A 25,177-nucleotide genomic window follows, 5' to 3' on the forward strand; every position below is an offset into this window, starting at 1 on the left:
GTCAACTCCGGGCTTTGTAATCACGGTACAGGTGTAACCACCAGGTGGTGCCAGCATCCAAACCCGTGGTGGCTAGTCGGCCGACAATGCGGCCAGGGTGCAGCGCTAACGCCAGGTGACGGCAGCGTGATAGAAGAAGACTTCGGCGATCGGTAGGTAATTGTTTAAGTGCATCGCCGAATGCCTGTGGATGTGTTGTTCCCCAGGCCTGTTGTACCGGTTTGTCGTGCGACGTCAGCCAATCCAGCAAGGCCTTTGCGTCCCGGCGGTAGTCTTCGTCTTCTGAACTCAGTGCCTGGGCAATGGCCCGCTGCAGGTGATTGACATCTTCGGGCTGTAACGTCGGCAGGTAGATCATTACGCCGGCTTCTGCAGTAACGGTATCGAGTTGCTGCCACGCCTGGCACAGCGGATCAACAACACTGAGGTTTTCAGGGGCTGTATTCAAAGGATTGTTGTCGCGGAAAATTGCCGTGTTCTTAAGCGACTCATAACCGCAGAATTCGCAGCAGTGTCCACTCTGGCGTGCAGTCACATCTAGAATTTCTTGTTGTTTAGCCGATCGAGAAAATCCAGCAACACGCTGGGAAATAGAAAATACCAACATATGAACTCCAGGGCTGGAGGGAACAGTGGAGGCGAAGGGCGAGCCTCAACGAAATGGCCAGCCCTTTGGACTGGCCATCAGGTGTTAAATGCCTACTGGGTTAAGGGTCATCTGCTTCTGGCTACGGCTGGCCATCTGATCGAGTGCAATAAAGCATGCGCCAGCAACCAACAGGACCAGAATGTGCCCAACTTTAATTTGAGGGTTGTTTTTCTTAGTGGCCATCAGACCAATTGCTCCGGCAATGCATCCAATTCCGATGACCATGGAGGCATTGACGATCGGTTCTTTAAGCGAGTAAATCCCATCAAGCCACCCTTTGATCATACCGGCGATGTCATCGTCAGCATGGGCCAGAGGGGTCAGGAACCACGCGAGTCCCCCGGCAATGGCACGGGCATAATACCGGCGTACTGCATCGACCATGAGGGCACCTTTAACCGCGACGAACAGGGGGATATCTTTCAGGGAGTGACGAGCTTTCATTATTACCTCTATGTTTTACCAATGAATGTTAAGTGTGTTTTGAAGGGCATCGAGTACCCGGGGACTGACTGCGAGCATTGTGCCGACAATGATTCGTTTAACGCCGCTTGAAACATCCTCACCGGCACTGAGTCCGGTATGGCCGTCCTTCTGTGAACGTCGCAACCGGAGTAAACCTTGCAACGCATAAATAACGCCGACCCACTGCAGCAAAGTCAGGCCGGCGTTAATGGCGACCGCAGCCGGACCATATTTGCCCTCTGACACATAAGCAATCGCGCCAAAGGTGACATTGCCCAGAGCCATCTGCTGCGAGGTCGCGTTCATGACTTGGTGCAGTGCGATGATGCAGCCGCACACCAATACGACGGACAGGATTTTCCCTGCGCCATCCTGTACCTGGCCGCGCCTGGCTTTGCTGGCAATGTTTCCAAAGTGCAACGCCAACATGACCAGACCGCCAACAGCACCCAGCGCAAGAACCAGTTGGATCCCGACAGCGGTCACGTTATTGACGGCATTGGCCAGCATTTGGACCAAATCCATAGTTCTCCCTACCGGATAACACCGGCGGTGGTGATCACTTGGCGTTGTGTGGTGTCAATACTCTGAACGGTGGCATTACCAATGCGATCACCGGGACGTAGCGCCCAGGTGCTGCCTTGGTAATTAACCCATGCTAGCCCCGGGTAAAGGCTTGCGATCGTTGCACCACGAAGGGAATGGTTTTTTTTGCTGGCCCGAAGACCATGATTGGCTGAGCGAGCCACGGTTGTAGGTTGCGTGGTAACCATTGCGGACGATGAGCGCTGTGCCAGCGCATTAACCTGGCGTTCCAGTGCGCGTATTCTCTCGTCGAGTGCCTTGATTCCTTCCCGGTTGTTCTCACTAAATACACGGTTGTTCTCGATAGCGCGCTGTGTTGCTTCAGTAACAATGGCGTGCTCGGTGGGTTCGGGGATTGGCATTGCTGCCGACGTTGGCTGATCCCGAGTGGCGGGGGCAGCAGGAGAGGATATTACCGGTGTCGAAACTGACGGACTCACCACCTCCTGGGCCGCAAACTGTGGCGGGGCACCGCTGTCATGTGGGTTGTTGCGCATCACACCGAACATCACGATCCCGATGAGACTCAACGCCATTATTCCTGCCTGAATCGGTGTCACCTTGATACCGAGCGGCAATGTAATGAGCTTTTGTTTTATGGGCTTACTGACGATGGGCGTTTCAGGGATATCGGTATCTTCCGCCAATGGCTCCGGTGGGGGGGCATCAAGATCAAAATGGGACTTGGACATTACTGTTCTCCTGCGTTGAGCGGTGTAACTACTGCGCTTTTATTGACTCTGTCGCTCTCATACACCCCTTTCATAAATTGGATGGCCACGATTTGATTTTTGAACACTTTGACCTGCTTGACCGGGAGGCGAGAAGCATCATTGGTCATCACCTTGCCGGCATTGGCTCCCAGGCCGCCGACAATCGTGCCGGCCACAGCTGAACCGCTGACCTTGCCGGTACCGCCGGAAATCGTCCCTGCATTGGTGGACAGTATTTGGGTGTTCTGTTGCTTGTAGAGATCTCCAAGGCCGCCGACGCTCGAGGCAAGGGCTGGCACAAAAATGCGGCTGAAGTAGCGGTTGCTAACATCACTTGCTACCGCCGATTGCAACGTGTCGTCCTGCAGGGCGTAAGCGTCTACCTGATAATCAGCGCCGTTAAGCGTCATGCGGGTAAAGTGGATCACGACACCATCGCCAGCCAACTGAACACCCTGAGCGGTGAAACTGGCACCCGCCAGCACGCCTGCAGGAATATGCGCGAGAACGATGGAGTTGAGGTTGTCAGAATCCACAGCGCTGTCGATTACACCAGGGCGACGGGTATTTGGCGGTACGACCACGATGTCTGCCCGGGTTTTGGCTTGTGCCTCCAGACTGGCGGGGGTTACCGTTGGTGCATTCCCAGGTAGACTTTGAGTCCAGTTCCCGAATGAACCGCCTGCGGATGTGTCAGCTGGTTGGTTTGTACCTTGTTGGTTCTGAGCTCCCTGACCAAAGGCGCTGGCCAACTGCATATTCCCGGGCTTCCAGCGATCGTTGAGTGTTTTCAAATAACCCTTCAACGCCGCTTTTTGGTCTTCGGCAATACCGCCATTTTGTGGATTGCTGCCTTCCTGAGTATCAACTGGTGTCGTATTCAGGCTGACCGGCTGTGGTGCCGGTGCTGGCATTTCTGCATTGATGTCACTCATTCGCAATGACGCTACAAAACTGGTTCCACCATTGTCAGCCGTTTTATAGCCGATGGTGTTGGCCTCGCTTTGCAGCCGCTGGTACTGGACGGTTTCGGCGCTGTTGCGAGGCGCATTATTAGCGACACGATTGAGTTTGTACTGCGATGGGGTTGGTTCAGGGCGGTTTAGGTAGCCCCACCCAAGGTAGACACCTGCACCGATAATTACGACGGCACCTGCTATGACCATGGCGGTCTTTTTCCCGTCGCTGGCGGCATCTTTTTCAATAGCCATGGTTTTACTCCAGGTTGATGTTCAGAGTGGCATTACGCCCTTGAACGGAGAAAACGACTTCCGGGGTCACCGGCAGCTTCCAGATGTGGGTACCGTCAGCGGCAGAGGAGGTCTCAACAAAGGCATCCCGTAGCTCACTGCGAGACCGGATATAAAGGTCATCACCTATCTGCCAGACGTTGGTCATCGGGACATTGCCACTGGTTTTCAACCGTTTGGCTTCTTTGGGCGGGGTACCATCAAGGAAGGCTTGCAGCGTGGGGTTATCCAAACTGATTTTCTCTCTTGCGATCGGTAATGCTTTGGCTGCAGGCCCGCGCATGGGGATCCGCAGGTTAAGGCTGCTGTCAGTTATCTGAGCTTTGTCCGCGTTATCCGGCTCACCACTGGATAACGCAATGACCACCGGTACTGGCAAGCCTTGCAAGTAAACCGTGACGCTGCCGGAGTCATAGGCACGCCTTGCCTGTACGGACATCACTGCGCTGTTTGGAATGAACTGGATATAGAAACCGTTTTCGTTACCGTTCACCGGGGGGGCCGCGATATTCCAGGGGGCGCCGGTTTCATCGGTGAATGATATGGTGCTTGGGAAGTTTGGTAGGGCTCGCAGCATGGGTAACGATGCTCCAGGTGACAGATTCACTGTCAGTGAACTGACCCGCGGGACGGCAGTCACCGGGGAGCGACTCTCACTGCGCTGCAGCTGATCGAATGTGCTACGCAGGTGCGTTACATCGTCCGGGGAAAGGGGGGCCATTTGACCTTCGGCATAAGTCAGTGCCGGTGAGGGCAACGGTGTATTCCCAGCCGGAGGTAAAGGGGTATTAGGGGCCGAGTTTGTCGTTGCCTGCACCGGTACCGGGGTGTTTTGAACCACATTTGCTGCCGGGGGGGGGGCCATCGTTTGGGCAGGCTGCCAAGCGTTCGGTGCCGGGGTAACATCAGCGGTAGTGGCGGCAAAACTGTTGGCGACAGTCAGTAATAACAGACCGGCAAAAGGGGTTTTCATAACTATTGAGCCTCATAGGTAATGAGCTGGGACACTTCCATACCGGTGTTTTTCAACCGGGGATCGGTACGTTGAATCAGCAGCGACACAACAAAACTTTGTTCGGGCAGAGACGACGTTTGGCCTGTCATCTTGAATTTGGTGGGGTACTGGATTTTCCAGGCATAAACACCGTTCTCCAGCGTCCCTTTGCTGACGATGACTCCCGGAGAGGTCATAACGGACATGTTCATTTTCTTGTCTTTAACGGCCGCGAGGACGTTGGACGTTGTCAACGCGGTGTAGTAACTGCGAAATCCCTCATCGGAAAAACGCGGAAGCAGGTTATTCATCTGCGTTCGGTAATTGACGAAGTCGAGCGTGAAGGCTTCACGTATCACACGGTTACCAAAGTCGGTCACATCGGCATCGCTGTACGCGGCTTGGTCTGTTGGAGTAAGGGGAATTACGCGACCATCCTGTGTGGCGAAATACTTCACCGGCGGGTGTAAAACGGCGTAGATCAACACACCAATAATCAACAGACAGAGGGTGATGGTGGCGCTTTGCCACACGTTGGCGGTCAATGACTTGCGGGTTAAGCTAACATTCAGTTGATTGGCCTGATGCTGCGCGATGGCGGCGTCGTAGGGACCAGGTAACTCCTGTGAAGGAGGTACAGGTTGTTTCTTTTGCATGACGTTATCCACGGGCACTGGCCCCACCAGGTTATGCCCGGTGAGACTGCAAGGAGGAACAGGTAGCATCCGCTGATTTGGCGGAAGACGTATTAACGGCTAAAGAGGTAATCCCCGCCGGTCGCGTTAGAGGGTTGCGATGGCGGTGAGGAAGCAACAGGGGCCTGTTGGTAAGAGGTTGGAGCGTAATTCTTTGGCACATTGGCCGAACGGGAAGATGTGCCGACCAGGCCACCGCTGCGAGAGGATAAATCCCCCCAGGGGTCAATTTGACTCGGAATATACTCTTGGATCTTGTTGTGTGCGGCGCGGCAAATCTTGTCTTTTATTCCGTTGAGAATACCGCTCAGATCGGGAAAGGTTGGCACGGTGATCGCTGTGCTGATATCGCCTAAACACTGCTGCAATCCACTGGACACCTGATTTTCGCGCTGAGACCAGGCTTCTGCTGCCTTACGATCCCGTTCATAGCCGTTTTGAGCACCGATTTGAGCCGCTGAAGCTGCCCGACACGTTGCGGCATGCGTCGGCAACGTAAACGTACTGGCCAGCAACGCGGCCAGTAAAATTGAGCGTAATTGCATAATGACTCCTTACACCCCAGGACGGGGTGACTGCGGGGTAGGCCGGGAGGTGTTCTCCACAATATCGATGTCCCGGCGCTGCGGGGCTTGCGACGGTGGAGTGTAGTCGTGCGTAAACCCAAGTTGTTTATGCAGGGCCGGGGGACACTTTGCCGGTTCAACCAGTGGTGCGTAGAGGCGATCCTTTTCCCCTTTCAGCCTGAAAACAAAGGCATTATTGGCTCCAGCCTCATGATTGACTGCATTACCGTAACCGATCGCTGTTACACCGTCGGTAGTCACAGCATTGAGTGCCAGATAACGATGGCCCTTGTCATTGGTGCAGAGTTTGCCCAGCACCGGATGATATTCGCCCTGATATTGCACAACGCCCTGAACATACTCACCCAGGCCTTTAACCAGCAGTAGCTTGAGCTGATTTTCACTGTCCATTGCTTTCATCAATACCGTACCGGCATCCTGGGTTTGTACCGGCAGGTTTGGTTGTGCCGGGCGTGTTGCCGGGGCGGCAGTTCCTTCCCCGTTGGGTTTAAGCCACACCAGATCGTTGGTAGGTTCAGGGAGAGGTGGCAACGAGATACCGGCATCTTTGGCCAGTTGGATCACTTGTTGCTGCAATGCGGTAAAGTGGGTCATGTCATAAGCAACCAATGTTGCCGGTGGCGTGGCCTGTTGCTCGTGGCTGACCAGTAATTGTGGGTCGATAGCTGGTTTAATCTCCCACTGATTGCGATGGGTGACGATTTCCTCCGTTTTCTCAGTACCGTCGGCATCAACAATGACCTTTCCCTTTTCATCCCGAACTTTAGCCGTAACAGTCACTTCTTTATTGCCTAACCATCTCAGCGTAACAACGTCATCCTTCTTGAGACCACTGGCGGGTACAATTTGGGCAAGTTCTTTCCCCCAAATGTACCGTTCGCCCCCAGCCGTGCGTAAATGCACGTAGTAGCTGTTGTTCTCCGACTCGTCGAAGTTATAGCGAGCTTGACCATGCCCCAGTAAGGTGCCGGTCAGTCCGGCTTCGCTCTCTTTGCGGCTGGCGTTACGGGGTTCATCGGTCGGCAATACCGTCGGTCTCAGTTCCGGCGGGAGACTGTTTTTTTCTGAGGGGGCAACAGAGGATGATGTTGACCCGCGTTCTGGCACAATCGCCGCCGTCGGCGTTCCGACCGGCGTTGGGGTGTCTCCCGGTGCGGGTTCATTGCTCAATGCCTTGCGCGCTTCATCCAGCATCAACTGTTGTTGTGGGTTCTTCATTTTGACATCGAGGTTGTACTCGGCGATCAACGTCACAGCCCGCTGTTTAAACTCATCGCTGCCGGTCAATTCAATACGTCCCCGATATTGCTCTCGCGCAACCAATAGGGCCGTCAAGATCATGGCATCGTTTTGGCTTGCCGTGGCATTGGCCATCGTGAGTCGGTCACCGTGGTCAACAAAAGCGGGCTCACCGGAGAACAAATATTTTACAGAACGGCCATCCGCTGCAATTTCATGAGTGATCTGTTGCATTAATGCATCCAGATCAAGAGGGATTACCTGGCGAGTTTGTTTGCCGTCTGGCATTTCTATCCGTATACCGTCAACTTCGGGCTCAATGTCGGAAGCCCGGGGTTCCGTTGGAGATGTATTGGTTGTTTCCTTTACGGGGTCTGGATTCGGTGTGGGTGTTAGCCGACGGGCAAATGAAACAGGCTCATTAACGTCTTCGACATGATCCGCTGTCGTGGTAAGTGATGTTAATTCTTTGGGTGCAGTTTTTGCCTGTTTATCTAATAATTTAGCTTCATCAGTTTCCTGCTCATCCTTTATGGATGCTGGGGCAGGGACTGTCGGTGAATACTCCAGGGTCTCCTGTTCATCCAGTTCTGCAATAATATGGCTGTAGTCGGCATAGTCCTCCTGGACGGGCAGCGAAGGTTCAGCAGATGCTGCCACCGTGACAGCTGGCTCAGGATCGGATGACGCTGCCATCTTAGCGTCGTTGGTACTGATGTTCGGTTCGGTTGGTTCCGGTATGGACGGAGGTGGCATATCGTCTACCGGTGCCTGTGCCGGTTCAGCGACGGGGATATTTTCCACGGTGTGCTCCACTTGAGTGACATTCAATGCGGCAAATGTTGGTGCCAGGAATTGCGTTAATGCTTCTAACCCCCGGGCCTGGTGAAAATCGTTAAAATCGGTGAGGCCTTGTTGGCGTTCTGACTGCGTAAACGTTGGCAGTATTACCTTGCCGCCCGTGGCGTCTGCGGCTTCTTCTGCTTTCTCTTTACCCGGGTTACCAGGACGTTTAGGTTTTGGCAGGTCGTCATCACCCAAAAACAGCTTAGGGCTGTCGGGATAGTGTTCATGCAGGGCTTTCGCCACTTTTACCAGGTTGCCGGAGTCAACGGTCATGACGACGGGATGCTGAAGGGCCATTGCCGCACTGGATGCAGTCGCGTACCCCTCGGCAAAGACGATGGGATTGCCGTTTTTCAATGATCCACCGACGACAAAGAAACTGCCCTCCTTTTGGCCACCTTTACTGAGGCGTTTACTGCCATCGGGGGCGATGGTTTGCAGTGTACGGATATCCCCGGCCGCATTGCTGAGCGGAATGACCAGGTTTTCTCGTTCTGAGCGGAGACCTTTTGCGGCTTTGACTCCTTTTTTGTTCAGGTAAGCATGATTATGGCCAGCCTGATTGAGGGGGGCGTAACGAGAGGCGGATGCCTGTGCGACCTGATTGTGTTCCTTTATCTTGCGTTGTTCACGCCGATGTTGCTCCTGAGCGGCTATCGCCTTTTGGTGAGCAATAACAGTAGGATCTGGCCGGACAGAGGCTGATGACCAAACGTTACGGTGATCTCCCGCGCGATGGTCGGTGAACCAGCCGTTGGCAAAGCCATCCTTATGGCCTACATAAACCCCTGACTGTTTCCCGGGTTTATCATCATCCATTGCGATACGGTGAGCTTTTCCATCCATTTCAGGAGGCCCGCTGAGTTTTCCCCCAAGGACGCGGATAAAGTCGCCAAATTCTTGTTGCGGATCGCCCTGTGCAGACATCACCAGAGCAGTGTCGGTACGCCATTGCGACAACTTACTGAGGTCAGCACCGGGTCTGGCGAACCACAATTTTTTATCTGCATCGAACTCAAGGGCATTCTGGCCATTTTCAAGTTTGCCTGCCTGGCGCTTGGCTTCTTTAAGTTGCTCAAACGGGATCACCAGGTAAGTCGGTTCGGTGACTTTCATATCCCCTCCCAGCTCAGTTCGTCGACATTACCCGAATAGATACCAATCCAAATGCGAGTAGGGCGGTATATCAGGGATTGGAGTAAATAGCCGGCCAGCAATGGCGTGTCAGATTTTGCATATTGTTCTTTCATCACAGCTCCTATTCAAAAAATTTTCGATACCACCAAGGCCGCCCGGTAATGATGTTTCCCCGCAGCCGGTGCAGCAGGCGTTGCAACAGCACTGTTAGCGTGTAGCCGAAGATGGCCAGCACCTTGTAAAAAATCAGCAAGGCGATGCAAAACATGAGCATGGGCAGACTTGGCCAAATGACCCAGATAAGAAGCACCAGATAAACCAATACGGGAATGCCCCAGAAGGTGGCAGGCCGTCCACTGTCGAGCCAGGGGGAATAGTCGTTATCCATCAATGCCTCCGTTGTTTATCGGTGAACTCCCGCCAACCGATCACTCTTTCTGCGACACGGCTATCGATGCGGCCTTCAACAAACATCGTCCAGGCTTGATCTGCGATCCGACTTTGTTTTTCCCGTAGCGTTGCGTTGATCATGTCTGGCCAGCGTGAGTAGTGTTCGAGTCCAAGCCGGTGGCGCCAGTCGTCATCAAACAGCACATATTCCCTGACGGCCTGGCGTCTGCCATCGATCGTCGGCAACAGGTGTTGCACAACGACAAAGCGCATGGCATCCAGAAGGTCGAAGGCGATTTGTTCACGTGAGTCGTTGGGTGCCATCAAGACACAGCGTGAAAACGCATGCCCGGGTGAGAAGGCGTGAAGTGTACCTAACGTTAAGTGTCCGGACTGGGCACAAGCGACTGCAGCCTGGAGCGTCTCAAGGTCACGAATTTCACCGATGCCGATAATATGAGGTGCCCGACGTAAAGCCAGGCGCAAGCCGTGGGCAAAACTGGGTACATCGCGTCCTATTTCAGACTGCTGCGGTCGCAGCAATAATCGAGGACTGTTTAACAAATACTCGACAGGATCCTCATAGGTCACCAATTTGCCGTTAGGGTTTGTTTCTCCGTAATGCTGGTATACAGAGGCCAGAAGCGTGGACTTTCCCGAACCCGTTGGGCCGCAGACCAACCCCATGCCATCCATCGGTAAAAAGCTGCGGAACAAATCCTCTTCTATCCCCATATCCTCCAGGATGGGGATGTTCGACGGGATGATACGCAGAGTCATGGCAATGGCGGTATTGAGTGCACCGATCGTTGCCTGGATGAAGTTGGTCCGGAATCTGACACGCTCACCGCGTTCGAGCCCAAAACGGCCATTATTGTCACCTTCTAACTGCAGGGGACGATCGGCCCCTTGCCCCCCCTGAACGAGGGATTTGATATCCGGGGTATATACCTCATCAATCAGGCGAACCAAATTGGCATGCTCCAGAGGGAACTGACCGGCGACCACTTTACGGCCATGATGATCGACAACGATGGGGCTGCCACTTTGTAGATGTATATCCGAAACGTTATGGCGGTAACAGTGAACGAAGAACTCTCGGAGTTTGTCAGCGGTAAGACCACCTCTGAAATCAAAACTGTCTAAATCCGTCATGTCGGCTCTCCTTGCTGAGTGTGGTGCAGGTTGCTATCGGGTGTTTATCGTGGGTTTCCAGCGTTTTTTATCCAGCTCGAAACCAGCGTGCTGTTTCAGGTCACGGACTTTATCGCCCAGCATCAGCTTGTCTTTCGAGCCGGTGACAGACTGCAGTTGTTCGCTAACCACTGGTGGAGTGATCATGCCCTGCTGTAAAAGGGTGGAATAGCGCACCATGCCGGTGTAATCCCTGGTTAGCCGGCCAAAATTACTTTCCAGGGTCCTATCGGCACTTTCTCGCCCTTCTTGCCACCCTTTCTCTATGGCTGCCCTCCAGACTTTTTCCTCATCTCCATTTTTAGGACGTATTTCCGTTGGAATGTCAGTATTGATGCCCAAGCCAGCCAACAAATATTGGCGCCAGGTCGGCGGGTTACTGACAAATCGCTCGGGAACGAGAATGTTGTAGACCTTGTTGGCTGTGCGGATCTGACTATCGGTAATGTGGGCCAGGGACTCTGATGCCACGATCACCGGTGGCAACCAACCTTGTCTGCTGATGAGGGGGGCGAATGTATATAGGCGATTCAGCGTATCGTTCTGACTATTCAGAGCCTGTTGAAGCTCCCAGGCGCGTTGAGCCTTTCCCCCACGAAAACCAACGGTTTGACCTGCATCATTTAGTAGCTGCCAGAGCGTGTCGTTAAGGCCATGTTTGTCTATGGTCTTGGGTGACAAATAGGCATCAATACTCGGAGGGGGAGATGAATCAGTTGTAGCCCCGATAGCCGGCACCGTGACCAGTGCCAGGCACAGGGCCAGGGCTTTTCGTGTCATGCCAGTTTTCCTTTTTTCAGGGGTAACATGAAATAGAGCCGTAGTTCTGTAGGCTGTTGTTCCAACTGGGCTCGCCAATCGATCTGGGTGCGAACCAAACGCAGCACTTGTTCAAAGGTTGCGTCCTGTACATGGATTGTCAGGGGGAGAGGAAGACGTACTCCTGTGTATGCGAAGGTCAATCCACGCTGATGCGCCAACTGGCTGAGCAGTTCGATAGCATCACCATCCCAGTTAACGGTTACGCGCTGAGAATTTGCACTGATGCCTGGCACAAAAAAAGGAACTCGAACTTGGTTTATTGCACCAGATAGATACAAATTGCTCTGAGCGTTTAGAACTTGCTCCGCATTATATTGAGCATCCGTATTTTGAAACGGTATGACTGCGGTGTTCTTATCATGGAGCTGGCATCCACTTAACACAATAGGCACAAATAATGATATGCAAAATAACCTCATGTCTTTATCCTTTGTTTGAATTTTTCAAAATAACCACTGCAATTACTCAAGCAATGTTTCACACGTCATTAGTTAGTTGGTTTTGTTATTGAAGTAATTGATTTTCAAGATTGTTTTTATCAGATTAAATTGAATGGACCTGATTTTGACTGTATAATTAATCTATAAATAATAACGAGACATTACAATGATATTTTACTACACTTCGAAACTTTGCAAATCAATCAAGGTCTCACGCGGCACGTCACTTATAAATTCAAGATGTTTGTCCAACAAAAATATAAATATCTTGATGAAAAAATCAGGAGTTATTTTTGAAGGGAATAGCATTGTCACTCCACCATTCTTTTATGAGTTTGGGAATATAAAATTAGGGTGTAATGTATTCATTAACTCTGGTTGTACTTTTCTTGATAATGCCGCCATATCAATTGGTTCGAATTCGCTTATCGGACCTAACGTGACATTAACGACAGTCAGTCATCCTGTGCATCCAAAATCAAGACACGGTGAAGTTATTACTTCTTCAATAAAAATTGGGAGTAATGTTTGGTTAGGTGCTGGCGTAGTAGTATTGCCTGGTGTAATCATAGGAAACAACAGTGTCATAGCTGCGAACAGCGTCGTAACATCAAATGTCCCTGATAATACTTTATTTGCAGGGGCTCCGGCAGTTTTTAAAAGAAGCATATGAAATGATTAAGTTATAATTATATCGATTGTGAAGGCGGTAAGGGAATTTAATTACTGCCTTCATACCTTAACTTTAATTGCTAGCGCACCAGGCAATGGCTTGAATGCATGAGCCTCCAGCCACCCCCCCACCTGTGTATATCTGCCATCCGTTACCATCTCCCGTAGGTTGGGTTAGATCCGGAGCATTCCATCCATCGCCCCCCCAACGTGACAATACATACCCTCCCGAAAGAAGTTGTTTTCCTGTGGGACAGTATGCTGTGGAGAAATTGTATTTTCCGCAAGCATCTGATCCTGAGATTTTTTGAAAATCCTTTAATTTTCCAGAAGCAGTCCATATCCCATTTTGACAATAAAGCACTGCCCCAGATACGTCACGGCTTAAGAGCCCATTCGGGTTACACCCCCAGCCAATATTGGCAGTTCCATCAAGCTGCAGATATTCACCAACCGACGCCCTGCCATCTGCCCGAACGGTTCCTCCTTTAACCTGGCCGCTGGTATAAATCCCCTTGCCGTTAACCGATTTAATCCAGTCATTGTCATCCATGTATAACCCACCGCCATGGTCTTCATTGAGCCAGCCTTTCCCGTGTTTACTGATGAGCCAACCAGTATCACTCCGTACATCCCCGATAGCCCCAATCCAGCCCTCGGCCCAAACCGAAGTGTTGGATGAAATACGATTTGCCGACATATCCGCACTCGCATAGACATTCTGACCGTTGACGTTTTGCTTGAAGTTACCCGTATTTGCATCAACGACATTTGCGTTATTCAGGTCATTGGCCCCCATATCGATCGCAGTATGCATTTTGTTGAGGTCGGGACGACCGTTAACCTGGAAACGATACAAACGATCACTTTCTTCCGCTCCTCCAGCCAATACATCAGACGTCAGATAGGCGGCCAAGTGACCACTCTGCCCGCTGAGCCCCAAACTCGATAGGTTGACCTGCCAGCCACCGCCAGCGCCGTTGGCCACATTAACGGGTTCGATATAACCCCCCAAGCCAGAAGTGTTCTGAGCAATATAGCGTTGGCCCTTGAACGCAATGTTCTGACCGCCAGCGGTCAAAACAAAGGCGACCAGTTTTTCGGTTTGCGCAGGATTGCGTGTCACGGCAAGAATATAGGTTTGGGCGTTATTGTTGGTCAGGGAAAAACCCGCGGGCAAATACCCTTTATCCCTTAGGGTCTGCCCGGTTACCGTGACGTTACCGCCCCCTTTGACCTGATTCAGTAAGGTGTCGTAGTTATCTTTGACGTATCGGCGTGCACCCTGGCTCACCGTGCTCAGGTGTGTGGCTGTCACGACCCAGGTTTGTTCTTCTATATAGTTGGAATATCTTTCCAGCCCGATAGGGGCGGCAATCAACACGATCCCCAGCACGATGGCCATTGAGATCAACAATCCCCCCCGGTTGATTCGAGGGTTGGCAGCTTCAGCAGTCATAAGGCACCTGATAGGGTCAGTTTTGGGAAGCATCCGGCCAAGGCCGCCAGTAAGGCGAACAGCCAGGGAGCATAAGGTTGAACGGTTTTTTTCGTCAGCAGCGCACCGACGATAAAAAATAGGAAGGCACATCCGCTCAGCACACTGGCTAACTGCCAGGGGAACCAGGCACACAGCGCGGCGATCAAATGTACATCGCCCAGGCCAAACCCTTCATCACCCCGCAGGCGTTTGGCTCCGTAATGAAAGGCATAAAGGAGCATAAACATGCCCATACTGCCTGTGAGCGCCTCCAACAGGGTGAGCGTGCTCCCAGGCAGAAAGGTAAACAGCAGACCGGTCAGCCAAAAACCGGAGGTATACCGCAGCGGTAGCCAGTAATTACGCATATCAAGCAACGCCATGGGAATACCCCATGCAAGCATCCCCAGAATTTTGACCGTTCCCCACCAGGAGAAACCCGCGAGTGCTGTCGCTGCAATCAGGGCAGTACCGGTACCGGCGAAAACGATTGTGACACCCCTGACCTGCAGTCGAGTGAGTGGTGGGCCATCATGTTTAAGCAAGAATTGTTTCGCCCCGTGAACCAACGGTTGGGCAACAATGCACAGAGTGGTGCTGGCGAAAGCCATCAGTAATGAGAACTTCAGGAGATATAGGGTCATCAGGCTGCACCGTCCTTAAGCTTCATGTACATCGCATAAATCTTCCGCGCATAAATCATGCGCCGTGGACCGTTGTTGTCAGCAAACCCGGCATTGTAGGAACCGAGGCATTGCCAATTGACGCCACATTGCTTGAGATGCTTTGCCAGTATCCAGGCCCCTATCTGTACGTTGAGACACGTATTTGTCAGCAGGTCCTGCTCACTTTGAATAATACCCAGCGCACGCAGCTGGGGAATGTGTCGGTCATTAATCTGCATCAGCCCAAAATCACGACTGGTGACCCGCCCTTTTTTATCGCGATTATTGCCGATAGCACGTGGGTTAAGACTGCTTTCAACGGTGGCCATTGAACGCAGTAATAAGGGGTCGACTTTATAGCGGGCGCCCGCCTCGTTAAAACAGAACGCCTGTGCCGGCAGCGATAATAATAACGCCCCGCCCAGCACCAGGCAGGACAAGGCACGTTGAAAAGAAAACAACATAAGAATGCACTCCAGAAGGAGGCCGGCAACAGGACGTTACCGGCGGGATGGGCATCAGGTGTTGCTGGTGAAAGTGAGGGTGTTTTGACCAACGGAGCCTTTATCTGCAGTGCATTGCGCGCCAACGGCGCTCGCCGCGATTGCACCATTAGTGGACGTACCGTTAACCATGGTGGTCACAATGCTCGGCGCGGCGCTGAGTTTGGTCGCTAGGGTAATACAGGCTTCCTGAGGGATGGCCGCGTAGGTCAGTGAGAATGTGGATTTTTGACCGCCTGCAGTGGCAACCGGTTGCACGGTGACCGCACCGCCCCACAGATTTTGTAATTTCGCAGACCCGGATGACTTTGTACCTACTACTGTCATGTTGGCCGGTGCCCCACCAAACTGGATAAGTGCTCCCGTCATGGCATCAGCTGCAGCAAAGTTATAAGTACCAGAGGTTTTCAACATGGTGCGGGTATTTGTCATCAGCTCCGCCGCATTATTGTACTCCGTGCTGGCGTCATTACGGTTAAACAAACTGCCCCCCAGAGTAATGGCGACAGCCAATACTGCAAGGGCAAGAACAAAATAGATGCCCGCTTCGAACAAGGTTATTGATCCACGGTTGACAGCCGAGTGAGGGGTTTGTGTCAGTTCCATTACTGTTTCCTTTAGATTTTGATGAAAGTGAATGCCTTAATGTGCACCCACGAGGTCGTTGAGGTTTTGTGTGGCCAGGAGGATCAGGATCATGTAGCCAGCGTTGGTGCCCAATGCGATGTAAGAAAGCAAAGACGCCGTCCGCTTGATCCGGGCTACGGTTTGCACAAGCCAGGCTCGTGCAAAATTTTCAATAATGATTTCAGCGTTATCGCCATCCGTCAGCAGGACCAGTTTGTCGATAGCACGTGGGGAGGGAAATCCGTAGCCGGCATTGCGTAATGCCAACCCCAGGTGGTCACCTTGTCTAACCTGACGCTGGGTTGCGGCCAATCGTTCATACAACCAGGGCGGCGCATAGCGACTTAGCATCTCGATGGCGTCTTCCGTCTTCACCTGAGCACGCATCAGCGCACTGAAATTCAGCAGGAAGCCCACGCCAAGCACGTCGCGATATACGCTCCAGGGGAGTACGCGGTCCAAAACATGCTGTCGTGTTTTCCCTGTGAGGTTCGGCATCGACCAAATCACGAAAACAACGAACAGAATGATGGAAAGGCTGAGGATAATGGCGTGATTGACAAAGAATTCTGAGACAGCGCTGAGCCACCACAACGCACCGGTCCAGTTGTCTTGAGCAGATAATGACTCCAGACGAGGTAGAAAATAGACGGTGACCATCTTCATCATGGCGAAGGTTGATGCCAGCAGCAGCGTCGGATAAGCCAGTGTGGAAGCCAGTGCTGATTTCATATCCGACATCCCCTGCACCACGGTGATCGCCCTGTATAAGGCCGCAGCCAGGTTGCCGTCCTGAACACCAGAACTGAGGATGGCGGCCTCCTGTTGGGGTATCCAGGATGCCAACCCTTGGTCGACTGATCTGCCCTGACGCAATGCGCTGAGCATATCTTCCAGACAATAGACCATCGGAGAACGTTTGTTCCCGTAGCTCCCTATCATCGAATTGATGGCTTTTTCTACTTTAAGGTTATTGTCGAGAAGAAAAGCCAAGTCTTCATAGAGCGTCAGACGGTCGGCCGTAGAGAAGGTTTTTTGCGCCAACCAACGGCCTAACCCTTCATTCATTTTTTCCGAAGACGGCACTTTCCCCCGCAATGCCGTCAGACGTTCGCGCAAGCGGGAAATCATGATGTGGCCTCCAAGGGAAGCAAGGTCAGACTGTCCTCATCAAGCGGACTGATGTAATCCGCATCGATTGGGTCGACCAGCCCAGCGTTGAGATAACGCAGCAGGTGCTGACCGCGAGTAATGCCGCCTAGCATGTTCACCCAATAACTGCGTGCGGCGAGCTTGCCCTCATGGCGAAACAGCTCCATGAATCTGGCATCGGGACGAATAACTTCAGAAATGACACGCCGGCCCGTCACGCCCTTATAACAGTGCTCACATCCCTCAGGATGGCGAAAGGCCAACGTCTCCACGCGGCAAAAACGCTCAAGTAACGCTTTTTTCTCTTCTTCCAAACCGTCACTGACGTCACTCCAGCTTTTCTTGCAGTGCGGACACAGCAGCTGCACCAATCGTTGAGCGATTAGCCCGATCATGACTTGAGGATCGGCTACCTGCCCTATAGGGATACCTAGCGTGTCTGTCAGGCGGTCAAGAATGCCGACAGCGTCATTGGCATGCAGAGTGGTTTCCACCAGGTGGCCGGACTTGGCTGCCGTCAGCGCAGATTTAACCGAGTTGGCATCACGAATTTCCCCCACGACCATGGCATCGGGGTCTAGGCGCAACGCAGCAGAAATAGACCGAACCCAGGCGCGGCTAACCGCATCCGGGTCGTTTTTATCAGCAATGATGGGGGTCTGTACCGCTCCCAGAATCAGCCCTTCAGGCGGATCTTCCAGCGTCATCAGGCGTTTTCTATGCCCGGTAAAAGACAGGTACATTTCGCTGAACGTACGCAGGGAGGTACTTTTCCCTGAGCCGGTCGGCCCGGAGAGGATAATGACGCCCTCAGGGCGTGCAAGCATTCGGCGAATGAGCGTTTGCTGTTCCGGTAGAAACCCCAGTTCGTCCAGCGTGGGGGGAGCCTTTCCTTCATCAGGCAAAATGCGCATCACCACATACAAACCAAATTCTGCCGGCGTATGCGCATAGCGTGCACCGAAAAGCTTAAGCCCCTGAAGGAACTCTTTGCGCACCCGCCCATCCTGAGCGCGATTGGGATTAAAACTCTTCTCTGCCACATCGCACATGGACATCACAATCGTCGACGCCAGCGTCATTCCTTCGGCGAGATCTAACTGAGTCACCGTTTCGAGGTCGCCGTGCACGCGAAATTGCACCACGGTCACATTATTCATCCCGATCAGCAGATGAATATCACTGGCACCTTTCTTCTTGGCTTCCCGAAAAAAACCGATGATTTTCGCCTGTTGATCGGAATAATCGCTAGCCTCGGGGTTGTCGGTTACCTGGCTTTGCTGCAACTCTTTCAGCTTGTCGAGCTGAACCCGCTTAACCTGCAGTCTGGGGTATTTCTTATACGCGCCGGCAATCTCTGACGTGACGGCCAGACTGTTATTGTGCGCGTCAGACACATACAGCGTTGGGGCGTCAGAATTGGCCAGGTCTAAATGGATATAGGTTGAACCACGTTTCTCATACATATCGGTTACCCCGCAAAGGAAAGAGACACCAGCGTTTGGTTCTTCCCGGCGACAACGACCTCATTGAGATTGATCCGTTTAACGACATATTCCGTACCCGGAATGCGGTTCCCTGACTGCACCGTGACCTGGTTGCCGTTGCTGAGAGCCAGCACGGCAGTAAACCCTTTGCCGGTACCGGTGATCTCCACGATTTGTGGCGGAACAGCATCTTGAGCCGCCCCCTTGACCTCCGCCTTATTGTCCTGAGAAGGCGGCGCTGGATTAAAAGGCTGGTCCAGGGCACGGTCATAGCCGTTCTTTTGCAGTTCATTCAACGCCTTTGCCCTGGCAAGCTGAGCCTCATACAGCACCGTCTCAGCCTGTATGGCTTCGAGTTGCCCCAGATTTAACGCCCGCCCAGCCTCTGTGCGGGTAAATGTGGTTGGCAAGGGAATATCGACTGACGTCGGCGACTTCACCGGTTTTTCAGCCGAAGGTATCGCAAGTGGAGCCGCCGGTATGTCAGCGACAGGCGCGGCGAATACACCGGGTGCGGACAGCACCAGGCACAACGCCCAGGGTGTTACCCAGGATTTAACGGTTGGCATACAGAAGTCCCTCAATGGTGTATTCCAGACGGTTGTTCTTGAGCGTCGTCGTGATACTGGACGCCCTTATCCCGCTGCTGTTGAAGCGCGTTGGCGCAAACAACCTATCGGGCGGAATGTCGGTAATGAACGTAAAGCTGTAGGTGCGCCATGGCAGGCTTTGTACGTCGCCCTGCGTTAACTGCGTGCTCGCGTCCATTTCGCTAAGGCGCAAACGCGCATTGATACGCTGGGCATAGCTGGTCAGATGCTGGATTTGCTGGCTGCCCGGGAGCAGCGCTTCGGGGTGTTCAGGAGGAGAAAGCGACACCGATAACGCAAAGGAAGCATCATCCGCGCTGCCGGGAATATTAAACACCGGTTGAATATCTGCCCCATAGAGAACGGGCAACCGCAAGGCAAAATCCCCCACGGTGCCCCCGTTCGGCAAGGTGTAATGCAGCGTGATCTTGCCGTAAGCATCACACGTCGCCGTATTGAATACCCAGCCGGCAATAGAGATCTGAGCGTCTTTCCACACGCTACTGCAGGCGCTGAGCATCGGCGGGAATCGCGGTTGAGTTGCCCAGGGCTTTAGGTTGTCGGCCGGAGCCTGTTGCTCCAGTTGTTGTCTGGCCATCAGCGCCGCCTGAGCAGCGGCAATACGCGCCTCTTCCTGATGCGTTTGCCATGTCGAATAGCCGGTATACCCAACGCCCAACGCCACCACCGCAATCCCCCACAGCCACAGCATCTGCGGATTATGGGTTTTACTCAGACGAGCACGTCGCAAACCGACCTTGTTGTCGGTCAGTGTCGAGAGCGCCTTATCTTCGGTACCTTGTTCGGGAAAGAAACCGCTCGGGGCATATATTGTCCAACCCGCCGGCGGTTCAGAGGTGATTTGCAGAAAATTGGACACGGCTATTCGTATGGCCGCGTCATCACCCACGATATCGCCAAACGGTGACAACATGCCGTCGCTGACAGCCACAAACCAGTATTGGCCATCCGGTAACGGGAAAATACCGTAACAGGCCTCTGGTAATGCTGGCAGGACGGCTAACGCCATTGATGCCAATGTATGTCGACCGCCTTTTCGGCGCGTTTTGTCCGTAAGGGTGACGGTGCCAAGCAAAGTGCCTTGCGCCTGGCCATCGCCGGTAGGTAACGCCGCCCAATGTGTGGCATGGGCTTCTTTAGCACGTAAGCGCATGCTGCGGCGCCCGCGTAGCGGCAGATACTGCCAGTGCAATCCGGCAACCAGCCAGGTACTCCCATCCTGCAACGTATATGTCGTCTGTTGTTTCATGGCTTATCCCAAAATGACCGGAGTGATAAGAATGACCAGCATGGTTTTGTTATTTTCACCGTTGGTGCCGCCGCCGAGTCCAAAGAAACGGAAGCTGCCAACACCCTGACGGTTGGCGGTGTTATTAAGAGATTGATAACCACTCAGCACCAGCGTCTGTCCGGATTGAATGATGACGCGCTGGGTAAACGTCTTGAGGCGTGTTTTCATCAGCTCAACCGACGTTTTTTCGCTGGTAAACGTGCGCATGGTCGGGTCGTCGGACATATTGATCGCGAACTGCAGCTGCATTTTTGGCGACTTGGGCATCAGGAATGGCAATACCGTCATATTGAAGCCGGTAGTGATCGTCGATTTGGTGATGCTACTTGATGAACCTACGTTGGCCGTGTTTTCGGTGGTGACGTTGGAGGCATAGTCCTGTTGTAGTGCCACCTGGATAGGTACCGCTGACAGATTAGTGGTCATGCTCGATGCTTCGGTCATCACGCTTACATTTGCTTGCTCGGACAAGGCTTTGATAAAGGCCTTTGTGCCGGCACCTTTGCCATCAAGGATAGAAACACCACCGTTCAGGGCATCGGAAGCAGCGCCACTGAATGCATTGGTCAATGACAATCCGATGCTGCCGCTGTTGAATACGGCGTTCCAGTCAATGCCGTACTGATCCTGCGTGCGTTTTTCCACGCTGTAGACCTGTACGTTGAGCACCACTTGACGATTGAGCTCATTGTTGCGGTCATCCAAATAGCGGCCTATCTGTTCGAGTACACGTGGCGTATCCGTGACGGTCAGCACGCCGGCGGATAAATTCATGCGGCCGATGTTCGGCGTCAACATCGACTTGATGGTATTGGTGACGTCCTCGTACAGGCTCGACTTGATTTCCATCTCAGTCGCCTGTGAGGTATTGGAGTCGCCACTGAGTCCACCGCCGCTGCTGTCACCCGTGGCGCCCATTGACGAGGTGGTGCCGCTCACTGTCTTGGAGCCAAAGCTCGCTTTGCTGTCCATAAACATAACGGGGAAGGTGCGGGTGTCTAGGTAGAAAATAGCGATCCGACCTTGTTCATATCGCCATGACAATCCCAAGCGTGTGGTGACATTGTCGAGTAGCCCCCCTAACTCTCCTTGCCAGAACAATCCTCTGAGAGCAGAGCCACCGCCCACGGCTGGAGCTGTGCGGGTAGGCGAACCACCTAACGCTGCCAGAGCCACCATTCCATTAGGGTCTGGCGCGGGAATAGGGCCACTGAGTTGTTCAGTCTTCCCACCCCCTGTTGGTGCGAGCATGGCTTGTGCATCAGGTGTGACGACGACAGGCAGTCGGCAGCGTTTACTGATGAAGGCGCTGACTTCTGCCAGGGTAATGCTACTAGGGCGGTTGATGGCTACAGCGCAGGGCGGGAGTAAACTATTACTTCCGGACTGGGAATTTAATGGATAGGGGTTGATCCATTGTGATGTCAGATCACGAACGACAGCGCCATTTTTTAACGCATGCAGGTGTTTATCGGCTTGCTTTTCATTCTGTAAGACGGTGTTGTCGATTTTGTCGATACGTTCAAGTGGTGCACAGCCGGAAAGCAGCAAACATAATGTCGCCGCCAACCCGGTTAAGGGGAGGTGATTTTTCATTTTTAACCTTGGGAGGAGAGGGATTAGTTGAGATACACCAGGCTGCCGTCAGTAATGCTATCCGGCACATTTACCTGCATGTCGTTGCCAAAACTGTCCAACAGGCGTCTTGCAACAACTTTTCCAACTAAGGCTGAGTGCCCACTTTGGGCTAACAGCGCAGACATCAGTCCGGGTTGGTCAGGTTGGTAGACATAGACACGGTCAGCCTGCAGTACATTGTGTAACGCAGGAAGGGATGACCAGCCGAAGGCGCTGTCCGGGATTACACCGTCTTTTTGCGCAGGATTGTTATAGCGCCAGTCATTGATATCATTGATATAACGGACGGTTTGAATAGCGCGCTGACTCAGCGTGCTATCCTGCAGTTGTGTGCCCGTTTGGTCATGGGGTGATATGTTTGACCAGACGAGGAAACCTATAAACACCGATAGCAGCCAATAGACCATCAGTGGATCTCCTTATCGTCCACCGATATGACGCATTGTTCGTTACGCATACCTGCATACAGCGGCACTTTTGCCGTACCGTATAGCGTGAACAAACCGTTCAGCGCATCTCTGAAACTCCCCTCAAACTGCAACGGAGCATCGATACGATAGTTGGCTTGTGTCAGCCACGCCACAGTCCAATTAGCGACTCCCGGAGTAGAGCACGTTTCACCTGCAGCCCAATTAAACAGGGTGTCTTTCAGCGTGCTACCGGCTTCTATCCGCCATACCTTTGGCTTAATAACTGTTTTAGGCAAGGCCACAAATGTAGTGGTTTTAACAGCTGCAGCAGGACGTGGCGTCGGAAATTTTCCACCGAATGGATTGCGACCAGATGCAACCACACTTTGTTTACTGGTGCTCGCTGGGGTTGTAGGCGCAGATCCTGGCGTTTTGATTTGTGGTTGTGTTACTGCCGTTCCTGGTTTAAATGCTGCTGATTTGGACGCAACGGAAACGCGCTGAGCTTGCCAATCGAGCAACGCTACTTTGTTCAGTCGCTGCAAGATGTCGTCTAAAACGAATGGCCATTGGTCATTACCGGTCCATTGCAGTGTTTCGCGAATATCCGGCTTAAGTTCTTGCGAGAAAGCAACTTGCCACCCTGCCGGCACTATCTGACTCAAAGCCTGACGAAGTGTCTGGGATTTACCTGCACCCGCCAGCGCAGGCGTCCCAACACGCTCCCCTAAATAACGAATAGCATGCAATGTGGGAACAGCCTGACCCGCCAGTGCAGGTGTCTCCGTTGCATTTTTTGCCGGCAGGGCTTTTGATGAAGCAGGTAAAGTTAATGGCGTGCCCGGTGAGAGATGCACACGGCTGGCTTTAGCGAGTTCTGTCTGTGCCTGTTGGATAAGGGGTATCTGTTCTTGGATCAGCGTAGTGACAAACTGCTGTGCCGGTGCTGTCGGCGGTGTGTGGGTATTAAGGGCACACCCAGTCAACACCACCGGAGCGAGAGCGACGGGGAGGAATGATTTCATAGGCGATTTTTCCTCGGGCCGGGGCGTCGACCTCGCTTTGGTTCATTGGCTCGATCAAGAACTCGCTGTGCCAGGGCGTTATTATCCAGCGTTGAGGTCAGGTCCAAAATAGCCTCAAGCACATCACGACAAGCCACTGGACGACTGAGGATCCCCGTCAAATTTACAGCTTGCTCATTAAGCATTTGATTATGTTTGGCATTCAATGAGTAGTTTTTTCGTTGTGTCATATGTTTATCACCTCGGTTACGTCGAAACGTAAGCACGTAATCAATGAAAAAAAGACCGCCCGGGGAACCGGGCAGCCAAAGGGGTGTTAATCAAATAAAGCGAAGGTAGCGGTTAGCGCAGAGCTTCTATGAAGGCAAAGAATAGGGCGCTGCGGGTGTCGCCATCATTTGTATCAACCAACGCCTGAATTTGTTGGCGCTGTTGTTGATTGAGAGGTGTTGCCCCTTTATCCCAACGCCGTTTGCCTGGGTTCTTACGGGAAAAAGCTTGTACACAAACAGGTAGCTGCATTACGTCATCAACAACGGCATCCCGAATTGGGGTGATTTCGCCTGCAAAACGGACAAGGTGACTTACCCCAGGGCAGAGTTCGATTTTTGATGAATGATGGATTTCGGTATCAAAGAATACAAAGAAATAGCCAGGAAACATTTGTTCGATCACTGGACGGAACTGGCCTGGTCGATCGGAACGGGGACGGTAAGTACGCATCACTGGGCTGAATGCCATGATATTCATGCGTTCTAACGTCATTTGGGCTTTAAAGACATTGTCTTTACCCGCTTTATGGCAGGCGAGATACCAGCGTTCCATGACATTCCCCGTTGATGAGCGGTAGAAAAATGATAAGGCGCAGTGTGTCGGGCAGGCTCCGCCAAAACCGTCCCCATGCTGGGTGATTGGCAAATGCTGCTGTAAGAGGAAACGTATTTCGCGGTTTCTCCCGACTGCGCTTTAGCCTGGACTGCACCCGACACCTGAGGCAGGGAGGTGCCCGATTAGGTGTAATCAGGCGCAGTCCAGGCTAAAGCTTGATAGCAAGGTTTAACGGGTTACTAGTTGGCGGACTGGCGATCCAGTGAAACCTGTGCTTAAGTATGCCGGGGAGTGTATTTGCAAACGTAAATTGTGTAAATGCTTTTTTAGACGATCTGAAATGCTGTAAATGATGACATAAACAGAGCTAAAATTCTGTATAACCCAATTTTTTGGATCAATGATCTGCAAAAGATCCTTTTTTCAGATCATTAGATCGACATAACTAGCAAAACAGAATAATTAACTATATTAATCAATTGCTCGTTTGGTTAATTAATAAACGATTTGTTGTGTGATTTAAATGTTCTCTCGGTTATTTAAGTGGATTCTCATTGAAATGTGGATATTTGATGGTGTGAAACCTAGGTTCGGGTATGAATTTTGATCTTTTTGTTTTTTTGAAGGTTGGAATTTGTACTAAAGCTTGCTTGTTGTACTGGTTAATCATCAGAAATGTAGGTGAACTGACCTGCTCCCCGTTGATTAATACAACGCGATGTTAGTAATGTCTTCATAAGCCACATGAGGACACCCCCATGAAGAAGCGTTTTTCCGACGAA

At 52.3% G+C, this 25,177-nt stretch carries 26 protein-coding genes; 1 reads left to right on the top strand and 25 read right to left on the bottom strand.

Annotated features, from left to right (window positions below; genetic code table 11):
• Position 1: 1 nt before the first annotated feature.
• From ACI2J2_RS23845 to ACI2J2_RS23905, 13 genes are all read right to left on the bottom strand, one after another.
• On the bottom strand, positions 2-607 hold the full coding sequence (locus ACI2J2_RS23845; RefSeq protein ID WP_241389998.1) for a hypothetical protein: 606 nt from the start codon (positions 605-607) through the stop codon (positions 2-4).
• An 84-nt stretch (positions 608-691) separates the two neighbouring features.
• A complete protein-coding gene (locus ACI2J2_RS23850; RefSeq protein WP_241389997.1) occupies positions 692-1,093 on the bottom strand; it encodes a DUF6750 family protein in 402 nt (133 codons plus the stop codon).
• Positions 1,094-1,108: 15 nt separating this feature from the next.
• Positions 1,109-1,639 carry a conjugal transfer protein TraQ gene (gene traQ / locus ACI2J2_RS23855; RefSeq protein ID WP_010895872.1) on the bottom strand — a complete coding sequence of 177 codons (531 nt, stop codon included), beginning with the start codon at positions 1,637-1,639 and terminating at the stop codon, positions 1,109-1,111.
• Between the two features lie 8 nt (positions 1,640-1,647).
• Positions 1,648-2,391, bottom strand: coding sequence for a hypothetical protein (locus ACI2J2_RS23860; RefSeq protein WP_404760995.1), 744 nt, complete (start codon positions 2,389-2,391; stop codon positions 1,648-1,650).
• A complete protein-coding gene (traO, locus tag ACI2J2_RS23865; protein ID WP_127147003.1) occupies positions 2,391-3,623 on the bottom strand; it encodes a conjugal transfer protein TraO in 1,233 nt (410 codons plus the stop codon). The genes ACI2J2_RS23860 and traO overlap by 1 nt, the downstream gene beginning before the upstream one ends.
• A 4-nt stretch (positions 3,624-3,627) precedes the next feature.
• Positions 3,628-4,635 (bottom strand): DotH/IcmK family type IV secretion protein, encoded by a 1,008-nt coding sequence (locus tag ACI2J2_RS23870; RefSeq protein WP_404760996.1) that lies wholly within the window; start codon positions 4,633-4,635, stop codon positions 3,628-3,630.
• Positions 4,636-4,637: 2 nt separating this feature from the next.
• Positions 4,638-5,312 (bottom strand): DotI/IcmL/TraM family protein, encoded by a 675-nt coding sequence (locus ACI2J2_RS23875; RefSeq protein WP_127147001.1) that lies wholly within the window; start codon positions 5,310-5,312, stop codon positions 4,638-4,640.
• Between the two features lie 92 nt (positions 5,313-5,404).
• Positions 5,405-5,896 (bottom strand): hypothetical protein, encoded by a 492-nt coding sequence (locus ACI2J2_RS23880; RefSeq protein ID WP_241389994.1) that lies wholly within the window; start codon positions 5,894-5,896, stop codon positions 5,405-5,407.
• Between the two features lie 9 nt (positions 5,897-5,905).
• Positions 5,906-9,139, bottom strand: a complete 3,234-nt coding sequence (locus ACI2J2_RS23885; RefSeq protein WP_262190548.1) for an LPD7 domain-containing protein — start codon at positions 9,137-9,139, stop codon at positions 5,906-5,908.
• 142 nt (positions 9,140-9,281) lie between these two features.
• On the bottom strand, positions 9,282-9,548 hold the full coding sequence (icmT, locus tag ACI2J2_RS23890) for an IcmT/TraK family protein (RefSeq protein ID WP_404760997.1): 267 nt from the start codon (positions 9,546-9,548) through the stop codon (positions 9,282-9,284).
• Positions 9,548-10,705: a plasmid transfer ATPase TraJ gene (gene traJ / locus ACI2J2_RS23895; protein WP_127146997.1), complete on the bottom strand. Its 1,158-nt coding sequence runs from the start codon at positions 10,703-10,705 to the stop codon at positions 9,548-9,550. Before traJ ends, icmT begins: the two co-directional genes overlap by 1 nt.
• Positions 10,706-10,738: 33 nt before the next feature.
• Positions 10,739-11,524 carry a type IV secretory system conjugative DNA transfer family protein gene (locus tag ACI2J2_RS23900; RefSeq protein WP_404760998.1) on the bottom strand — a complete coding sequence of 262 codons (786 nt, stop codon included), beginning with the start codon at positions 11,522-11,524 and terminating at the stop codon, positions 10,739-10,741.
• Positions 11,521-11,985 carry a DotD/TraH family lipoprotein gene (locus ACI2J2_RS23905; protein ID WP_404760999.1) on the bottom strand — a complete coding sequence of 155 codons (465 nt, stop codon included), beginning with the start codon at positions 11,983-11,985 and terminating at the stop codon, positions 11,521-11,523. Before ACI2J2_RS23905 ends, ACI2J2_RS23900 begins: the two co-directional genes overlap by 4 nt.
• A 292-nt stretch (positions 11,986-12,277) precedes the next feature.
• Between ACI2J2_RS23905 and ACI2J2_RS23910 the strand changes: the two genes are divergently transcribed.
• Entirely contained in the window at positions 12,278-12,679 is a 402-nt protein-coding gene (locus tag ACI2J2_RS23910) for a DapH/DapD/GlmU-related protein (RefSeq protein WP_404761000.1), read from the top strand.
• Between the two features lie 72 nt (positions 12,680-12,751).
• Here ACI2J2_RS23910 and pilV read toward each other — a convergent pair whose 3' ends face one another.
• From pilV to ACI2J2_RS23970, 12 genes are all read right to left on the bottom strand, one after another.
• Positions 12,752-14,137: a shufflon system plasmid conjugative transfer pilus tip adhesin PilV gene (gene pilV, locus ACI2J2_RS23915; protein ID WP_404761001.1), complete on the bottom strand. Its 1,386-nt coding sequence runs from the start codon at positions 14,135-14,137 to the stop codon at positions 12,752-12,754.
• A complete protein-coding gene (locus ACI2J2_RS23920; RefSeq protein ID WP_404761002.1) occupies positions 14,134-14,802 on the bottom strand; it encodes a prepilin peptidase in 669 nt (222 codons plus the stop codon). Before ACI2J2_RS23920 ends, pilV begins: the two co-directional genes overlap by 4 nt.
• On the bottom strand, positions 14,802-15,287 hold the full coding sequence (locus tag ACI2J2_RS23925) for a lytic transglycosylase domain-containing protein (protein WP_404761003.1): 486 nt from the start codon (positions 15,285-15,287) through the stop codon (positions 14,802-14,804). The genes ACI2J2_RS23920 and ACI2J2_RS23925 overlap by 1 nt, the downstream gene beginning before the upstream one ends.
• A 54-nt stretch (positions 15,288-15,341) precedes the next feature.
• Positions 15,342-15,932 (bottom strand): type 4 pilus major pilin, encoded by a 591-nt coding sequence (locus ACI2J2_RS23930; protein WP_404761004.1) that lies wholly within the window; start codon positions 15,930-15,932, stop codon positions 15,342-15,344.
• 36 nt (positions 15,933-15,968) lie between these two features.
• Positions 15,969-17,084 carry a type II secretion system F family protein gene (locus ACI2J2_RS23935; RefSeq protein ID WP_404761005.1) on the bottom strand — a complete coding sequence of 372 codons (1,116 nt, stop codon included), beginning with the start codon at positions 17,082-17,084 and terminating at the stop codon, positions 15,969-15,971.
• Positions 17,081-18,571, bottom strand: a complete 1,491-nt coding sequence (locus tag ACI2J2_RS23940) for a GspE/PulE family protein (protein ID WP_404761006.1) — start codon at positions 18,569-18,571, stop codon at positions 17,081-17,083. Before ACI2J2_RS23940 ends, ACI2J2_RS23935 begins: the two co-directional genes overlap by 4 nt.
• A 5-nt stretch (positions 18,572-18,576) precedes the next feature.
• On the bottom strand, positions 18,577-19,161 hold the full coding sequence (pilP, locus tag ACI2J2_RS23945; protein ID WP_404761007.1) for a type IV pilus biogenesis protein PilP: 585 nt from the start codon (positions 19,159-19,161) through the stop codon (positions 18,577-18,579).
• A complete protein-coding gene (gene pilO2, locus ACI2J2_RS23950; protein WP_404761008.1) occupies positions 19,148-20,452 on the bottom strand; it encodes a type 4b pilus protein PilO2 in 1,305 nt (434 codons plus the stop codon). Before pilO2 ends, pilP begins: the two co-directional genes overlap by 14 nt.
• A gap of 3 nt (positions 20,453-20,455) precedes the next feature.
• Entirely contained in the window at positions 20,456-22,090 is a 1,635-nt protein-coding gene (locus ACI2J2_RS23955; protein ID WP_404761009.1) for a PilN family type IVB pilus formation outer membrane protein, read from the bottom strand.
• Positions 22,091-22,113: 23 nt separating this feature from the next.
• Positions 22,114-22,539, bottom strand: a complete 426-nt coding sequence (pilM, locus tag ACI2J2_RS23960; protein ID WP_404761010.1) for a type IV pilus biogenesis protein PilM — start codon at positions 22,537-22,539, stop codon at positions 22,114-22,116.
• Positions 22,539-23,567, bottom strand: a complete 1,029-nt coding sequence (locus ACI2J2_RS23965; RefSeq protein ID WP_404761011.1) for a toxin co-regulated pilus biosynthesis Q family protein — start codon at positions 23,565-23,567, stop codon at positions 22,539-22,541. Before ACI2J2_RS23965 ends, pilM begins: the two co-directional genes overlap by 1 nt.
• A gap of 342 nt (positions 23,568-23,909) precedes the next feature.
• Positions 23,910-24,392, bottom strand: a complete 483-nt coding sequence (locus tag ACI2J2_RS23970) for a transcription termination/antitermination NusG family protein (protein ID WP_127146986.1) — start codon at positions 24,390-24,392, stop codon at positions 23,910-23,912.
• Between the last annotated feature and the right edge of the window lie 785 nt (positions 24,393-25,177).

It is taken from the genome of Serratia sp. NPDC087055 (genome assembly GCF_044900985.1).
GTDB lineage: Bacteria > Pseudomonadota > Gammaproteobacteria > Enterobacterales > Enterobacteriaceae > Serratia.

Coding starts and splice junctions, on each gene's coding strand:
- ACI2J2_RS23845 (WP_241389998.1), bottom strand. CDS start 607: ATGTTGGTATTTTCTATTTCCCAGCGTGTTGCTGGATTTTCTCGATCG.
- ACI2J2_RS23850 (WP_241389997.1), bottom strand. CDS start 1,093: ATGAAAGCTCGTCACTCCCTGAAAGATATCCCCCTGTTCGTCGCGGTT.
- traQ (WP_010895872.1), bottom strand. CDS start 1,639: ATGGATTTGGTCCAAATGCTGGCCAATGCCGTCAATAACGTGACCGCT.
- ACI2J2_RS23860 (WP_404760995.1), bottom strand. CDS start 2,391: ATGTCCAAGTCCCATTTTGATCTTGATGCCCCCCCACCGGAGCCATTG.
- traO (WP_127147003.1), bottom strand. CDS start 3,623: ATGGCTATTGAAAAAGATGCCGCCAGCGACGGGAAAAAGACCGCCATG.
- ACI2J2_RS23870 (WP_404760996.1), bottom strand. CDS start 4,635: ATGAAAACCCCTTTTGCCGGTCTGTTATTACTGACTGTCGCCAACAGT.
- ACI2J2_RS23875 (WP_127147001.1), bottom strand. CDS start 5,312: ATGCAAAAGAAACAACCTGTACCTCCTTCACAGGAGTTACCTGGTCCC.
- ACI2J2_RS23880 (WP_241389994.1), bottom strand. CDS start 5,896: ATGCAATTACGCTCAATTTTACTGGCCGCGTTGCTGGCCAGTACGTTT.
- ACI2J2_RS23885 (WP_262190548.1), bottom strand. CDS start 9,139: ATGAAAGTCACCGAACCGACTTACCTGGTGATCCCGTTTGAGCAACTT.
- icmT (WP_404760997.1), bottom strand. CDS start 9,548: ATGGATAACGACTATTCCCCCTGGCTCGACAGTGGACGGCCTGCCACC.
- traJ (WP_127146997.1), bottom strand. CDS start 10,705: ATGACGGATTTAGACAGTTTTGATTTCAGAGGTGGTCTTACCGCTGAC.
- ACI2J2_RS23900 (WP_404760998.1), bottom strand. CDS start 11,524: ATGACACGAAAAGCCCTGGCCCTGTGCCTGGCACTGGTCACGGTGCCG.
- ACI2J2_RS23905 (WP_404760999.1), bottom strand. CDS start 11,985: ATGAGGTTATTTTGCATATCATTATTTGTGCCTATTGTGTTAAGTGGA.
- ACI2J2_RS23910 (WP_404761000.1), top strand. CDS start 12,278: ATGAAAAAATCAGGAGTTATTTTTGAAGGGAATAGCATTGTCACTCCA.
- pilV (WP_404761001.1), bottom strand. CDS start 14,137: ATGACTGCTGAAGCTGCCAACCCTCGAATCAACCGGGGGGGATTGTTG.
- ACI2J2_RS23920 (WP_404761002.1), bottom strand. CDS start 14,802: ATGACCCTATATCTCCTGAAGTTCTCATTACTGATGGCTTTCGCCAGC.
- ACI2J2_RS23925 (WP_404761003.1), bottom strand. CDS start 15,287: ATGTTGTTTTCTTTTCAACGTGCCTTGTCCTGCCTGGTGCTGGGCGGG.
- ACI2J2_RS23930 (WP_404761004.1), bottom strand. CDS start 15,932: ATGGAACTGACACAAACCCCTCACTCGGCTGTCAACCGTGGATCAATA.
- ACI2J2_RS23935 (WP_404761005.1), bottom strand. CDS start 17,084: ATGATTTCCCGCTTGCGCGAACGTCTGACGGCATTGCGGGGGAAAGTG.
- ACI2J2_RS23940 (WP_404761006.1), bottom strand. CDS start 18,571: ATGTATGAGAAACGTGGTTCAACCTATATCCATTTAGACCTGGCCAAT.
- pilP (WP_404761007.1), bottom strand. CDS start 19,161: ATGCCAACCGTTAAATCCTGGGTAACACCCTGGGCGTTGTGCCTGGTG.
- pilO2 (WP_404761008.1), bottom strand. CDS start 20,452: ATGAAACAACAGACGACATATACGTTGCAGGATGGGAGTACCTGGCTG.
- ACI2J2_RS23955 (WP_404761009.1), bottom strand. CDS start 22,090: ATGAAAAATCACCTCCCCTTAACCGGGTTGGCGGCGACATTATGTTTG.
- pilM (WP_404761010.1), bottom strand. CDS start 22,539: ATGGTCTATTGGCTGCTATCGGTGTTTATAGGTTTCCTCGTCTGGTCA.
- ACI2J2_RS23965 (WP_404761011.1), bottom strand. CDS start 23,567: ATGAAATCATTCCTCCCCGTCGCTCTCGCTCCGGTGGTGTTGACTGGG.
- ACI2J2_RS23970 (WP_127146986.1), bottom strand. CDS start 24,392: ATGGAACGCTGGTATCTCGCCTGCCATAAAGCGGGTAAAGACAATGTC.